The 13454-nt window shown below is 54.9% G+C and carries 16 protein-coding genes; 9 read left to right on the top strand and 7 right to left on the bottom strand.

Annotation, left to right across the window (positions count from 1 at the left end; all coding sequences use genetic code 11):
• Positions 1-9 precede the first annotated feature (9 nt).
• From NHG65_RS12005 to NHG65_RS11990, 4 genes are all read right to left on the bottom strand, one after another.
• Positions 10-351, bottom strand: coding sequence for a UxaA family hydrolase (locus tag NHG65_RS12005; RefSeq protein WP_198404386.1), 342 nt, complete (start codon positions 349-351; stop codon positions 10-12).
• Positions 352-372: 21 nt separating this feature from the next.
• Complete coding sequence (locus tag NHG65_RS12000; RefSeq protein WP_499183377.1) at positions 373-1329, bottom strand: 2-keto-3-deoxygluconate permease; 957 nt, start codon at positions 1327-1329, stop codon at positions 373-375.
• Positions 1330-1789: 460 nt separating this feature from the next.
• Positions 1790-2167, bottom strand: coding sequence for an NUDIX hydrolase (locus NHG65_RS11995; protein WP_499183376.1), 378 nt, complete (start codon positions 2165-2167; stop codon positions 1790-1792).
• Complete coding sequence (locus NHG65_RS11990; RefSeq protein ID WP_219016080.1) at positions 2164-2760, bottom strand: NUDIX domain-containing protein; 597 nt, start codon at positions 2758-2760, stop codon at positions 2164-2166. The genes NHG65_RS11995 and NHG65_RS11990 overlap by 4 nt, the downstream gene beginning before the upstream one ends.
• Before the next feature lie 100 nt (positions 2761-2860).
• Here NHG65_RS11990 and NHG65_RS11985 point away from each other — a divergent pair, with 100 nt between their 5' ends.
• The 9 genes from NHG65_RS11985 to add all read left to right on the top strand — a co-directional run bounded on the left by NHG65_RS11985 (position 2861) and on the right by add (position 10067).
• On the top strand, positions 2861-3616 hold the full coding sequence (locus NHG65_RS11985) for a DeoR/GlpR family DNA-binding transcription regulator (protein WP_099061864.1): 756 nt from the start codon (positions 2861-2863) through the stop codon (positions 3614-3616).
• A gap of 385 nt (positions 3617-4001) precedes the next feature.
• Positions 4002-4982 carry a 6-phosphofructokinase gene (locus NHG65_RS11980; protein WP_099061863.1) on the top strand — a complete coding sequence of 327 codons (981 nt, stop codon included), beginning with the start codon at positions 4002-4004 and terminating at the stop codon, positions 4980-4982.
• Positions 4983-4992: 10 nt separating this feature from the next.
• Complete coding sequence (locus NHG65_RS11975; RefSeq protein WP_085116639.1) at positions 4993-5307, top strand: PTS sugar transporter subunit IIB; 315 nt, start codon at positions 4993-4995, stop codon at positions 5305-5307.
• Complete coding sequence (locus NHG65_RS11970) at positions 5300-6667, top strand: PTS sugar transporter subunit IIC (protein ID WP_085116638.1); 1368 nt, start codon at positions 5300-5302, stop codon at positions 6665-6667. Before NHG65_RS11975 ends, NHG65_RS11970 begins: the two co-directional genes overlap by 8 nt.
• The gene (locus NHG65_RS11965) at positions 6654-7496 is read left to right on the top strand and encodes a class II fructose-bisphosphate aldolase (protein WP_499183375.1); all 843 of its coding nucleotides are present in this window, start codon (positions 6654-6656) and stop codon (positions 7494-7496) included. The genes NHG65_RS11970 and NHG65_RS11965 overlap by 14 nt, the downstream gene beginning before the upstream one ends.
• 74 nt (positions 7497-7570) lie before the next feature.
• Positions 7571-7840, top strand: coding sequence for a hypothetical protein (locus NHG65_RS11960; RefSeq protein ID WP_219016078.1), 270 nt, complete (start codon positions 7571-7573; stop codon positions 7838-7840).
• Between the two features lie 9 nt (positions 7841-7849).
• A complete protein-coding gene (locus NHG65_RS11955; protein WP_099062076.1) occupies positions 7850-8287 on the top strand; it encodes a PTS sugar transporter subunit IIA in 438 nt (145 codons plus the stop codon).
• Complete coding sequence (locus tag NHG65_RS11950) at positions 8284-8880, top strand: P-loop nucleotide/nucleoside kinase family protein (RefSeq protein ID WP_499183374.1); 597 nt, start codon at positions 8284-8286, stop codon at positions 8878-8880. The genes NHG65_RS11955 and NHG65_RS11950 overlap by 4 nt, the downstream gene beginning before the upstream one ends.
• Positions 8881-9068: 188 nt before the next feature.
• Entirely contained in the window at positions 9069-10067 is a 999-nt protein-coding gene (add, locus tag NHG65_RS11945) for an adenosine deaminase (RefSeq protein WP_499183373.1), read from the top strand.
• Positions 10068-10314: 247 nt separating this feature from the next.
• Here add and NHG65_RS11940 read toward each other — a convergent pair whose 3' ends face one another.
• The 3 genes from NHG65_RS11940 to araC all read right to left on the bottom strand — a co-directional run bounded on the left by NHG65_RS11940 (position 10315) and on the right by araC (position 13418).
• A complete protein-coding gene (locus tag NHG65_RS11940) occupies positions 10315-11313 on the bottom strand; it encodes a bile acid:sodium symporter family protein (RefSeq protein WP_499183372.1) in 999 nt (332 codons plus the stop codon).
• A 65-nt stretch (positions 11314-11378) separates the two neighbouring features.
• On the bottom strand, positions 11379-12419 hold the full coding sequence (locus NHG65_RS11935; protein WP_499183371.1) for an oxidoreductase: 1041 nt from the start codon (positions 12417-12419) through the stop codon (positions 11379-11381).
• 81 nt (positions 12420-12500) lie between these two features.
• Positions 12501-13418, bottom strand: a complete 918-nt coding sequence (gene araC, locus NHG65_RS11930; RefSeq protein WP_112347484.1) for an arabinose operon transcriptional regulator AraC — start codon at positions 13416-13418, stop codon at positions 12501-12503.
• Positions 13419-13454: the final 36 nt, after the last annotated feature.

Below are 13454 nucleotides of genomic sequence, written 5' to 3'. Positions count from 1 at the left end.
TAATATCTCCTAATAACGGGAAGCGCGGGTGTGAATAACCTGACCGCCATGATTAATATCACCACGACCGTACTGGCTTTCCAGATTATGGGTGTGCACATAGTCACCGATAACTATGCCTTTAGTGGCTATCCCCAGGCTTTCCCCGTATTTCAGCACTTCATCACCCACACTTAATTTCGCAACGGCGATCTTGTGACCGAAAGGAATGTCCGCACCCGCGGTGATCTGCTGAGTATTCCCTGACTTGTCTTTTACTGTAATAACATCGCCGTTATGTACATCTTCCAATACGGTGGCAACGCTATCGCAAGGCATAATTTTTAATGCCAAAACCTTTGACTGTGACATTTTCAACCTCGTTTGAAGTAATTACTGATATTGTTTGGCCGTCTGGCGAACCGAGCGTTTAGCCAGCAGCGAGACCACCAAAGGACATAAAATGGCGGTCACTATCACCGCAGATGAAATTTGGGCCGCCGCTACCGCCGCCAAATGCGTAAACCCGGGGGCCACCTGAGCTACTACGGCGGGAAAGGCGACCGACAACCCCGCAGTAGTCCCAATGGCAGCGCCAATGGCCGGCTTGGTGTCGCGAAAGAACAAGCGATAGCCGAGGAACCCCAACCCGCCGGTGACTACCAGAGTAACCAGCCCCAAAACGATGCCTTGCACGCCCGCCGCCACCAACTGGTGAAAGTTAAGATTCATCCCCAGCGACCAGGCGAAGAACGGCACCAGGAAGTTCTGCCCTTTGGTCAGCATCTCCTTCCAGTCGTCATCCAGGTTGCCGAGAACGAAACCGACAATCATCGGGAAGATCACGGCAAACAATGCGCTATAGGGCACGCTGATCAAGCCGGAAGCCCCCAGCGCAATCAGCGTAAAGAATGGGCTGCAGCCGAGCAGCACCGGCGCCAATGCGCCCACATCAGTGTTATCGCCGAATTCGCCGGCCAGGCCGCCGAACAGCCCACCGTTGATCGCCGTCATGGCGGGAATTAACGCCAACGGTGAAATACCCAACAGGCCTTTTACGCCGTAGAAGTGCGCCACAATTAGCCCAATGACGATGCCGGACACCACTTTAGCCACAAAAAGCACCGCCCCTTTCTCCAGCGGACGCCCTACTTTGCGTACGTTGATGCCGGCGGCGGCGCACAGCAAATACAGAGCAATCAGCGGTGAGGAACCAAACACGAACAGCTGTTCGGTGAATCCGCCAATGCGTAATGCATGTGGGTAAAAGGTGTTCAGCAGCGCCGCCAGCAATAATGGGATCACCATCATGCCACCGGGGAAACGCTGCATGGTTTTCATAATCTTCATTGGAACCTCATAGTGTCAGCCTGCTTATTCAGGAGTAATAGAGGCTGGCGATGCGGCGTGGTGCGTTGTGCTTGCCTCATGGAATTCCATGGTATACCAAGTTATACCAACAACTTTGATCTGCATCATGGTTGCAGTGCGAAAGAGGTAAACAGGATGGCTTCAAGTGGGTGGAGAGGAGAGCGGAACGCAGAAACGCAGAAACGCAGAAACGCAGAAACGCAGAAAATTAAGTCAAAAAAAGCCGCCAACCACCGCGACAATGAAAAAGGTACCGATGGTTAAAAAATCTTCCGGTGATTGCATCATTTTGGTGATACACCTTGAACGAACCCCACCTCGCTGAACTGAGCACATTGATCAATTAATTCCGCTGCGGTTTTCCCGGTCTAAAACGCACTGCGTGAACACAAGTCAACTTTCAGGGACTTCAGTTGCACGGCTTCACGCAGTGCTCCCGTTAACGAGCGGTTAGCGTGACCTGCGGGATCTCCTCCAGGTGGTGATACACCTGCAGCCCCCACTCCCTTGCCAGCAACAGATCCTTATCCGCACCGGCGGAAGCCCCCTCAATGCGATACACCGCCTGACACTGGGCAATCAGCCGATGGGCCACCGGATAGAGGTATTCCTCGCTAATGGCATCGCCATGGCGGGTTGAGCCTGCCGCCGCCGCCAGCGGTAACGCCAGCCATTCGCCAATCACCGGTACATGCCCCCGTTGGTACACCTCAAGCGCGGCCTGTTCCAGGCGTTGCAGGTTATCGGCAATACGCTGTGCATTGCCATCGGTACCGCTGCGGTAAGGGCCGGCAATTAATATCAGTTGAGCTTTCATAGCGCATTCTCCAGGGTGTGATTCAGGGCGACAAACTGCAACAGCATGATGGTTTTGGCATCGACAATACTCCCCTGAGCAATGGCGCTCAGCGCCTCCGCCAGCGGCAGTTCAATCACCTCGAGATCTTCGCCCTCCGCTTCCACCCCACCGCCGTCGCTGACCCGCCCGGCGGCATGATACTCGCCGACAAAAAAATGCAGCTTCTCGGTAACGGAACCGGGGCTCATATAAGCTTCAAATACCTTTTGCACGTTTTGCACCCTATAGCCGGTTTCTTCCTCCGCTTCCGCACGGATACGCTCTTCCGGCGAAGCGTTGTCCAACAGACCGGCGGCGGCCTCGATCAGCATGCCGTCGTGACCGTTGACGAACACCGGGAAGCGAAACTGGCGCGTCAGCACCACCGTTTGCGCCTGGCGGTTAAACAGCAAAATGGTAGCACCGTCGCCGCGATCATAGGTTTCACGGCTTTGCCGCTGCCAGACGCCATCGCGACGTAAAAAATCAAAGGTGGTTTTTTTCAGCAGATACCAGTCATCGGACAGCACCCGGGTTTCGATAATACGAACCCGATCTTTAGTGGCGATCATGTTGGTCAACTCCACAACCAGGAAAGGAAAGCGATACTATCGTGCAATTTCGTGTATGATCAAGATATTTCGTGCAGAGTAAATTTAACGGGGGAACGTCATGCTCACCAGCCAACGTAAAAAAATCATTCTGGAAAAACTGGCCCAGGACGGACAGGTGCTGGCCAAACAGCTCAGCGAGATGTTCGGGTTGTCCGAGGATACCCTGCGGCGTGACTTGCGCGAGCTGGACAGTGAAGGCCTATTGCAACGGGTGCACGGTGGCGCGCTGCCGGTCTCTCCAGCGATTGCCACCTTCGCCGAAAGAAACGGGCAGGAATCTGCCGCCAAGCGCGCCATTGCCAAAGCCGCAGCGGCAATGATCGCACCCGGCCAGGTGGTGATCATCGACGGCGGTACCACTTCCGCCGAATTGGTGAAACAGCTTCCCGCCACGCTGGAGGCCACTATCGTCACCCACAGCCCCAGCGTGGCGGTTGGCCTGGTGGAGCACCCCAAAGTGGAAGTCATTCTGATCGGTGGGCGGCTGTACAAACACTCGATCGTCAGCGTGGGCGCGGCAGCGGTGGAAGCCATGTCGCACATCCGCGCCGACCTCTACTTTATGGGCGTAACCGGTGTGCACCCGACCGCCGGCCTGAGCACCGGCGATCTGGAAGAGGCCTACATCAAACGCGCTCTGGCGGCGCGGGCAGCCGAAACCGTGGTGTTGGCCTCTGCCGCCAAGTTGAATGCCGCCTCGCAGTATGCGATTGGCGATATCACACTGGCGCAGAGTATTATTGTCGAGCGTTCGACCGACGCCGCGCTAACGGCCCCACTGGAACAGGCCGGGTTGACCGTTATCAAAGCCTGAGTGGTATCCTGAATTAAATAACGTAATAAATACGCGGTTATTAATCTTCTCCGCGTATTTATTACGATTAATCTCCGCGAATCGGATAAAAATGCGAGAGAAATCACACTTCGTTAAACTTATTTCCTCCCAGCCAATCATTTTTCCCCTTACTAATAATCCCACGGCAATATAGATGTAACATGATGATTATTAATAAATAGTCGTTTTAACGCTGCTGAGGTGCTTAAATTAAAATGAGATCTACTTCTCAAAAACATTACCTATCGCCAGTCTGTCAAGGTCAATCACGGAAATGTTTGTGAGTGTTTTGTGATGTCGCCTGCAAATTTTAGCGATGCCAAAAATGACAATGAGCTCCACGGAATAGATTGGAGGCCAGTATATGAAAATCGGTGTGGTAATAAGCGGCGGCGACGTCACCGGCATCAATAACTTTATTTTCCAGGTCGCCAGACTGGCGCAGGCCGATATCGTTCTGTTTAACGGCGGAATACCCGGATTATTGGCTAATCAACATCAATCTGTCAGTCAGCGCGACCTGGTTGATTACTCTATTTCATCGATGCCGATAATGTCTTCCGGCCGCACGGCCAAGAAATTGGTGTCCGGTGAATATGAAACCATCAGCAAGCAGCTTAAAACCTTACACATTGAAGTGCTTATTATGGCCGGTGGCGACGGTTCGCTGCAGTTTTTAAATACCCTCAGCGAATTTGGCGTTAACTGTTTTGGCGTGGGCATGACCATCGACAATGATGTGTTTGGCAGCCATTACAGCATTGGCTTTTCCACCGCCTGCGAGCAGGTGATCAAAGAGGTCTCCAAGCTGCGCAACACCGGACGCGCCCTGCCCGGACGCGTGTTTATGATTGAGCTGTTGGGCGGCTACTGCGGGGAGCTGACGCTGCAGGCGGCGATCAAATCCAATGCCGACTTTGCCCTGATCCCGGAATGCCAACATGCCTTAAGCCAGTTGGCAGAGAAAATATCCCAGCGGCTGGAACAACAAAATAGCGTCATTATTTTATGTTCCGAGGGATATACCAAAGAATATTCGCCCGGCTTTCAGGGGGCCATTGACACCATGATTAAACAGCTTGAACCAAAAATTGGTGTACGCATCCGTAAAACCATTATGGGTTATGGTTTGCGCAATGGCGATCCTACCTGTGAAGAGATTTATCAGGGAACCATTATGGCCAGCGAAGTGGTTCGTTGTATTCATTCCGGCATGAAAAACAAAGCCATTATTATTAATGCCAGCAACCAACCCATTCCGATTGATTTAATCAGCATGCAAAAACGATTGATTGATACCGAAGGACACCATTACAAACTCGCCAGGCAACTAAATATAATCTGAGGAGATACCCATGCTTAAAATACTGTGCGTATGTGGCTGTGGCCTCGGCTCCAGCTTTGCCATCGAAATGAGCGCAAGAGCGGTGCTGAAAAAATTAGAGATTGAGGCAGACATTGATCACACCACTATCTCTGAGGCCAGCGCCTTTAAATCAGATATTATTCTCACCCAAAAAACCTTCGCCGATATTTTAAATGCCGATGCCAGCGAAGAGGAAAAGAAACGGGTAATTATTCTCCACCGGCTCACCGATAAAGTGGAAATTGAGCAAAAGATTGTGGCCTTTTTAAAAGAGCGCGACATGAAGGAAAACCACCATGAATAGCCTGATTGACTTTATTGTCAAAGACCTGCTCGGTCAGGCTTCGATCCTGATCGCCTTTATCGCCATGCTGGGGCTAATACTGCAGAAAAAATCCACCGGGAAAGTGGCCGAGGGCACCTTTAAAACCCTGTTGGGCTTTCTGATCATGATGGCAGGCATCAACATTATTGTCGGTGCCCTGACCTACCTGAACAGCATTTTCACTCACGGCTTCGGCATGACCGGCTACATCACCGACGTCGCCGCCATTGCCGGCCTGGCCAACCGTGAGCTGGGCTCGGAAGTGGCGATGACCCTGATGGTGATTTTCGCGGTGAATATCATCATTGCCCGTATCACCCCGTTCAAGTACATCTTCCTGACCGGCCAGGCGTTGCTGTGGATGGCCACCATCGGGGCGGTGATCGGCTACAAGGCTGGCCTAACCGGCCTGCCACTGATCCTGACCGGCGGCATCTTTGGCGGCGTAATGGCAGTGTTAATGCCGGCATTGGCCCAACCGGTGGTGCGCAAAATCACCGGGTCGGATGAGGTGGCGCTGGGGCACTTTTGCACCATTGGCTATCTGGTTCAGGCGGCAGTCGCCAAGGTGGTTGGTAAAGGTTCCCGCTCAACCGAAGATCTGGAGCTGCCCGACAACTTCAAGTTCCTGCAGGATACCTACCTGTCGATGGCGGTGGTGATGATCCCGATGTATCTGATCCCCGCGCTGGCGGCCGGTCCGCAATATATTGCCCAATATGCCGGCGGTATGAACTACCTGATGTACTCCTTTATGCAGGCCATTCAGTTTGTCGCCGGAGTCTTTATTCTCTACAGCGGCGTGCGCCTGCTGCTTAACGAACTGGTCCCCGCCTTTCGCGGTATCGCCATGCGCATCGTGCCGGACGCCAAACCGGCGCTGGACTGCCCGGTGCTGTTCCCGTACGCCCCTAACGCAGTGATCGTCGGTTTCCTGGCCACCACCCTCGGCTCCATCATCGGCATGATCGTTTTCCCTATGTTCGGTCTGGCGATGATCCTGCCCGGTCTGTTGACCAACTTCTTCGCCGGCGGTACCGCAGGCATCTTCGGCAATGCGCTTGGTGGCCGCCGCGGCGCCATGATCGGCGGCGTGGTCCACGGTCTGTTTATCACCTTCCTGCCGGCCATTCTGGTGCCGATGCTGGAGAGCTACGGCTTTGTCGGCGTGACCTTCAGCGACTCCGACGTCATCAGTAGCGGTCTGGTGATGGGCCATGCCTTCCAGGGCAACTGGCTGTTCATCGCCCTGTTCATCGTCTTCGTCACGCTGATTGCGTGGTTTGTTAACGGTAAATCAACCAAACACCATGAGGAAAAAGTCCATGAAACTCTATAATTTCAACGAGCTGTTGTCCGTGGCCAAAGCGCGTGACTTCAAGGCCATAGGATCATTCAATCTCCACTGCCTGGAAATGCTGCCGGCCTTCTTCAAAGCGGCCAAGGACACCCACAGCCCGCTGATGATCCAGATTTCGACCGGCACCGCCGAGTATCTGGGCTACAAGCTGCTGGTTGATTCGGTGCGCTCACTGGCAGAAAGCGAACAGGTGCCAACCTGCCTGCACCTGGATCACTGTGCAGACATCGCCTCTATCGTTACCGCGATCGACGCCGGTTTCAGTTCGGTGATGTATGACGGTTCACACCTGGAAATGGACGAGAACATCGCCAATACCCGCAAGGTGATCGACATTGCACGCCAGCGCAATGTGTCGGTTGAGGCCGAATTGGGCGCCATCGGTGGCTCGGAAGACGGCAAGGCCGTGGCGGAAGAAGACATCACCTTTACCACGGTGGAAGACGCCAAACGCTTTGTCGATGAAACCGGAGTCGACATGCTGGCCGTTTCGGTCGGTACCGTTCATGGCATGTACACCGGCAAGGCACATATTCAGCACCAGCGCCTGGCGGAAATCACCGAAGCCACTCAAACCCCGCTAGTGCTGCACGGCGGTACCGGGGTCAGCGATGAGGATATGCGACGCGCGGTGGCCGGCGGCATTGAGAAGGTCAACGTCGGTACCGAGATGAACGTGCAATGGGTCGGTCGTTGCATGCAGACATTTGAAAAGGGCAAGGTGAATAACAGCGTGCGCAAATTCCTGATCCCCGCCAATAATGCCGTCACCCAGGTATTAACGGAAAAGATCGGCCTGTTTAAATAATTACTGCCCCGTTTTCTTTTTAATATAACCCTACAACCCTGGTGCCCCGGCGCCCGTCGGGGCTGGAGAATACTATGCTTGATTTTATGAAATTGAAGCGAAATAAAAAGGCCGCTCCCGATGTGCAAAATGATGCTGAAGCCAATGATATATCAGCCGAAATAAGCGTATTGGAGCAGCAGTTGGCGGCCACGCCGACCAATAGCGAAATACATAAAACCTTAATGCTGACCTATAATCGGGCATTAAAGATTTATGCCAAAAATAAAAACCATCGCCAACATATCGATACGGTTTTTATCAAGATTGACGAGCTGCGCAATATTATCAGGAAGTCTCTTTGAGGGAACATGATGACCATTAAACAACTGTTGATCGAGGCCGGCGCAATACAGGTCGGCGTGCAGGAAACGGACTGGAAAAAAGTGATTGAGCTGGCGGCGCAGCCTTTGGTCGAGAACGGCTATATTCACCCCTCCTATTATCAGGCGGTGATCAGCAATACGCTGGCCCATGGTGCTTATTATGTGTTTGACGAGGGTATTGCCATCCCCCATGCGCGGCCTGAGTGTGGCGTGATCAAAAATTGCTTCAGTATGGTATTGCTGGAGCAGCCGATTACCTTTCAGGACAGTGAAAAGGCTGACATCGTCATCCTGTTCGGCGCGACGGACAGCAACCGACATATTGAAGAAGGTATCCGGGCGATTGTCGAGTTGCTCGATAATAAACAACGGCTCGATAAGCTGCGCGCCGCCAAACTGTGGCAAGAGGTGGTAGAAATTCTATGACTGTGCTCACTGACAACGATGGTAAAACCGTTATTTTGGTTAATGGCATTCCGGCTTCTGGCAAGAGCACCCTCGCCCGTGCGCTGGCGCAGCACTTTGGTTTGCCTTATCTGAGCCTCGACGGCATCAAAGAGCCTTTTATGGCCCGATTGGACAACGTGGATCGTGAGCTTAACCGTCGGCTTGGCTGCGCCGCCTATCAGGCAGTCTGGTCGACGGTGGCGCAGGCTCCGTCGCGCTGTATCTACGTTATCGATGCCTGGTTCGGCTTTCAGCCCAGAGAACTGTTGCGTCAATATCTGCGCGAAGCGGGCGTGGTCCAGGTTTTGGAGGTGTGGAACCAGATCTCCGCTGAACTGGCGACCGATCGCTATGCTGCCCGCATTGGCCAGCGCTCTGCTGGCCATCCCGGCGCAGAGTATTTGCCTGAGCTGCGGGCGCTGGCCGAACGCGCCATGCCGATGGCCATTGGTCCGGTGATCCGCGTTGATCAAGCACTGCCGCTGGAGATCGGCAAGATTGCAGATTGGCTGGCACTGCACGGCGTAGCCGATAACGGCGATGAAAATATCACTAAACTGAGGGTGGGTTGATGAGGTTTGGCCGCCGTTTGCATGCCAGGTCGCGGGGGTATTTCTCTCCCGCACTCGCCTGAAAATGCGGCACCACCCGCAATTAATGTGATTTTCATCACTTTTTTATGCAACGAAATGGCAATTTTCATCATTTTGTTTTTATACTGATCTGCACTTTACCTACAACAAACTAACGAGTGCACATCATGATTGACTCCCGCCTACCGCTGACCGACATCCACCGTCACCTCGACGGCAACATCCGTGCGCAAACCATTCTCGATCTGGGCCGTCAGTTTAACCTTGCCCTGCCTGCCGACGAACTGGAAGCGCTGCGTCCACACGTGCAAATTACCCATGCCGAACCGGATCTGGTCAGCTTTTTACAAAAGCTGGACTGGGGCGTCGCCGTGCTGGGCGACCTGGAAGCCTGCCGCCGCGTAGCCTACGAAAACGTCGAGGATGCGGCCAACGCCGGTCTGCACTATGCCGAACTGCGTTTCTCGCCGTATTACATGGCGATGAAGCACCAGTTGCCGGTGGCTGGAGTGGTGGAAGCGGTGATTGATGGCATTCGTTCCGGCTCCCGTGATTTTGGCATTGATGTGCGCCTAATCGGCATCATGAGCCGCACCTTCGGCGAAGCGGCCTGTTTGCAAGAGCTGGAAGGCCTGCTGGCGCACCGCGATGGCATCACCGCGCTGGATCTGGCCGGTGACGAACTGGGCTTCCCAGGTGGCCTGTTCCTCAACCACTTCAACCGCGCCCGCGACGCCGGGTTACGCATCACCGTACACGCAGGCGAAGCGGCCGGTCCGGAAAGCATCTGGCAGGCAATCCGCGAACTGGGCGCCGAGCGTATCGGCCATGGGGTGAAAGCGATTGAAGATCCGGCATTGATGGACTTCCTGGCGGAGCACGGCATTGGCATCGAGTCCTGCCTGACGTCCAACATTCAGACCAGCACCGTACCTTCTCTGGCACAGCATCCGCTGGCGAAGTTCCTGCGCCACGGCGTCATGGCGTCGATCAACACCGACGATCCGGCGGTTCAGGGTATCGAAATTGAACACGAATACCGGGTGGCTGCACCACAGGCCGGGCTGACACCGGCGGAGATCCGCACCGCTCAGGAAAACGGCCTGAAAATGGCGTTCCTCAGCGAGCAGGAAAAACAGGCTCTGCGCGATAAAGTTCACGGCTGATTGCATTGAATAATGGGCGCGATTTAGCGCCCATTAACGTTGTCTTGAAGGCCGAGATACCCGGGCCTAGCGCACCGAGGGGCTATTATGGGACACATCCGTGTGTCCCACCCTCCGGGCCGACTGAAAGTCGTTCCAATTTGCTCCCGGCAAATTGGTCGGCAGCTAAAGCTACGACCCCTTCGGCACGCTCTCCCTAATAACGAGTTACTCAGTTCACTGGAAACAATAATACCGCGCCCATTTTTTACTTTGCCGTCAGCACTTCTGCGCGCTGTTTGGCGGTTTTGCGCGCATAGCGCTGGGCCAGCACGGCGCACACCATCAATTGCACCTGATGGAAAATCATCAGCGGCAACACCATTGCACCCACCGCCGCCGCCGGGAACAGCACGTTAGCCATCGGGATACCGTTCGCCAGGCTCTTTTTCGAACCGCAGAACACAATGGTGATCTCGTCCGCAGTATTGAATCCCAGCCAACGTGCAGCATAGGTATTGATAATCAGCACCACCGTCAGCAACACCAGGGACATCACCAGAATGGTCAGCAGCGACCAACCGTCAATCTTGTGCCAAATGCCTTCAACCACCGCGGCGCTAAAGGCGGTATACACCACCAGCAGAATCGATGACCGGTCAGTGAGATTAATCAGCTTGCGGTGGCGATCGACCCATTTACCGATCAACGGCCGTGCCAGATGCCCCACCACAAACGGCACCATCAGTTTCAAAATGATCGAACCGATGGCGTGCAACACGTCAGTATCACCGCCCTGGGTATGCATCAGTGCACCCACCAGCAATGGCGAGAGGAAAACGCCGAGGATGCTGGATGCCGAAGCGCTGCAGACCGCCGCAGCCACGTTACCGCCCGCCGCCGAAGTGAAGGCAATGGCCGACTGCACCGTCGCCGGCAGCGCACACAGGTAAAGGAAGCCCATATACACCGTCGGGGTCATCAGCCCCGGCACCATCAAATTCATCGCCAGCCCCAGCAGCGGGAACAAGGCAAAGGTGCTGAGAAACACCACCAGATGCAGCTTCCAGTGGCCCATCCCGGCGATAATCGCCTCACGCGACAACTTGGCGCCATGCATAAAGAACAACAGTGCGATGGCGGCAGTGGTCAGGCGATCAAAGAAGGTTTTCCATCCCCCTTCACAGGGGAAAACCGAGGCGACGATCACCACCAGAATCAAGACCAGCAAAAATTTATCAATGCGCAGACGTTGTAACCAGGACATGGAACCGGATCCTTCGAGGAGTATGGCGGGTTCGGTCAGCCGAACCCGGATAAGCAGCCTGGCGGTCAGGCTACCGGCAGCGCCTTTTGCTGTTTGGCAGACTCAATGCCCAGCTCGATCAGTTCCATCACCTGGATAGCATCGGCGGCCGGCACCGGGTTTTCACCCTCACCGTTAATCGCATCGCGGATTGCCGCGTAATAAGCGGGATAATTGCCCGGAATACTCAGCAGCGGTTTTTCCGCCAGCACGCCATCACGTGACAACGTCACCACAGCGTCGCGCATGTCGTAACCCCAGTCAGCCTGCGGCAGGCGCTCACCTGCCTTCAGCCGGTCTTCCTGCGGATCCAGACCAAACTTGATAAAGCTGCCCTGGGTGCCATGCACGATATAACGCGCGGTTTCCGCCGCCGCCAGCACCGTGCCATGCAGCACCACCCGGCGCTTGCCGTAGTTAAGCACCGCGTGGAAATAGTCAACCGACTGCGCGCCCGGACGCAGTTCGCCCAGATCGACAAACAGCGTTTCCGGCTTGCCGAACAGTTGCAGCGCCTGGTCGATCAGGTGCGGTCCCAAATCGTACCAAATGCCGCTGCCTGCGCCGCCCAGCTCACGCCAGCGCTGACGCACTTCTGGCCGGAAGCGATCGAAATGAGATTCGAAATAAACCACCTCGCCGAGCGCCCCTTCTTTCAGCAGCGTCTTAAGCGTCAGAAAATCACTGTCCCAGCGACGGTTGTGGAATACCGACAACAGCTTGCCGCTCTGCTCCGACTGTTGTTTTAACTCCTGAGCCTGTGACAACGTCACGGTAAACGGTTTATCCACCACCACGTGCTTACCGGCGGCCATTGCCTGTTGTGCCAGCGGGAAGTGGGTATCGTTAGGGGTAGGAATGACGATCAGATCGATAGAGGGGTCGTTAAACAGCGCCTGCGGATCGCTGACCACCGTCATCGACGGCCAGTCGGCGTGCACTTTACCGGCATCACTGCTGGAAACGGCAGCCAGCTCTACGCCTGGGGTGCCGACAATCAGCGGCGCATGAAAGGTTTTGCTGGCATAGCCGTAACCGACCAGCCCAACCCGAATTTTTTCTGCCATGGTGTTTCCTCTTACTGGCTCGCAATAGACCCATCAGATTTGACACCATGACGCAGGCAGGAACAAGAAGTAAATTTAATGTTAATTGGTGACCGCCATATAAGGCTGATCGCGCTGATTTCTGGCGGGATAATTTATCTCCAGGCTGCGGCGCCGGAAATCACTCGGGCTGACGCCCACCCGCTTGCGGAACACCCGGGAAAAGTAGAGCTGATCGTCATAACCCACCACCCGGCCGATAGTGGCGATCGACTCCTGCGTGGTCTGTAACAGCAGCTTAGCGCGGATCACCCGCTGATCTTCTCGCCAGCGCAAAATATTGATGCCCACCTGCTCACGGAACAGATGCGCCAACCGCGATGGCGACAGGCAGACATGGCGTGCCACCTCGTCAATTCGCAACTCGCCGGCCAGATTGCCGGTAATGAACTGGCAGGCTTCGATCACCCGCGGATCCATGATTTTCTGCGGGCTGAGCGGATCTTCTTCCATCGCGCGCAGCAGCAGTCGTTCCAGCAGGTTCATCCCCAACTCTTCGGCAAAGCGGCGGCCGGAACGCTGGGTCTGTTCGATATTGGCAAACAGCCGGTCAAACTCCAGCAGCAGGTTATTGTTTGGCAGAGTCAGCCGCCCCACCTCATGGGTTTTGCTGTGCCATTCCAGCCAGTCGGCCCAGTAGGCGCGCGGACGGAAATACACCCAACGGTGATACCAACAGTCGCTGTCCGGTGAACGGCCATAGTAATGCGCCGCCTTGGGCGGAAACAGCAGCAGATCGCCCGGATTGCAGTAAAGGGTATCTTCACCGTCAAACACCTTGCCCTGGCCCTTGATGGTCAGGTTGAGAATATAGCCCTTCATGCCGCCGGGGCGATCGATAAAGAAATCCAGCGGGCCATCCGCCATGATCGGCGTCAGCCCCGCCACCAGATAAGCGTTAAAGGTGTAACCCGGCAACAGCGGGTTCGGTTGCGGTTCCTGTGCCATGCGATGATACATCGGTCCTCCCGGCAATCTTATAGCTTGGATATCAAT

The organism is Serratia myotis, from assembly GCF_027474885.1.
GTDB lineage: Bacteria > Pseudomonadota > Gammaproteobacteria > Enterobacterales > Enterobacteriaceae > Serratia > Serratia proteamaculans.
The sequence above is the reverse complement of the archived record's forward strand: the minus strand, read 5'-3'. Positions and strand labels throughout refer to the sequence as shown.

Excerpts from the sequence above, each read along its gene's own strand:
- araC (WP_112347484.1), bottom strand. The coding sequence starts at position 13,418 with ATGTATCATCGCATGGCACAGGAACCGCAACCGAACCCGCTGTTGCCG.
- NHG65_RS11980 (WP_099061863.1), top strand. The coding sequence starts at position 4,002 with ATGAAAATCGGTGTGGTAATAAGCGGCGGCGACGTCACCGGCATCAAT.
- NHG65_RS11985 (WP_099061864.1), top strand. The coding sequence starts at position 2,861 with ATGCTCACCAGCCAACGTAAAAAAATCATTCTGGAAAAACTGGCCCAG.
- NHG65_RS12000 (WP_499183377.1), bottom strand. The coding sequence starts at position 1,329 with ATGAAGATTATGAAAACCATGCAGCGTTTCCCCGGTGGCATGATGGTG.
- NHG65_RS11935 (WP_499183371.1), bottom strand. The coding sequence starts at position 12,419 with ATGGCAGAAAAAATTCGGGTTGGGCTGGTCGGTTACGGCTATGCCAGC.
- NHG65_RS11990 (WP_219016080.1), bottom strand. The coding sequence starts at position 2,760 with ATGATCGCCACTAAAGATCGGGTTCGTATTATCGAAACCCGGGTGCTG.
- NHG65_RS11960 (WP_219016078.1), top strand. The coding sequence starts at position 7,571 with ATGCTTGATTTTATGAAATTGAAGCGAAATAAAAAGGCCGCTCCCGAT.
- NHG65_RS11955 (WP_099062076.1), top strand. The coding sequence starts at position 7,850 with ATGACCATTAAACAACTGTTGATCGAGGCCGGCGCAATACAGGTCGGC.
- NHG65_RS11940 (WP_499183372.1), bottom strand. The coding sequence starts at position 11,313 with ATGTCCTGGTTACAACGTCTGCGCATTGATAAATTTTTGCTGGTCTTG.
- NHG65_RS11975 (WP_085116639.1), top strand. The coding sequence starts at position 4,993 with ATGCTTAAAATACTGTGCGTATGTGGCTGTGGCCTCGGCTCCAGCTTT.
- NHG65_RS11950 (WP_499183374.1), top strand. The coding sequence starts at position 8,284 with ATGACTGTGCTCACTGACAACGATGGTAAAACCGTTATTTTGGTTAAT.
- add (WP_499183373.1), top strand. The coding sequence starts at position 9,069 with ATGATTGACTCCCGCCTACCGCTGACCGACATCCACCGTCACCTCGAC.
- NHG65_RS12005 (WP_198404386.1), bottom strand. The coding sequence starts at position 351 with ATGTCACAGTCAAAGGTTTTGGCATTAAAAATTATGCCTTGCGATAGC.
- NHG65_RS11965 (WP_499183375.1), top strand. The coding sequence starts at position 6,654 with ATGAAACTCTATAATTTCAACGAGCTGTTGTCCGTGGCCAAAGCGCGT.
- NHG65_RS11995 (WP_499183376.1), bottom strand. The coding sequence starts at position 2,167 with ATGAAAGCTCAACTGATATTAATTGCCGGCCCTTACCGCAGCGGTACC.
- NHG65_RS11970 (WP_085116638.1), top strand. The coding sequence starts at position 5,300 with ATGAATAGCCTGATTGACTTTATTGTCAAAGACCTGCTCGGTCAGGCT.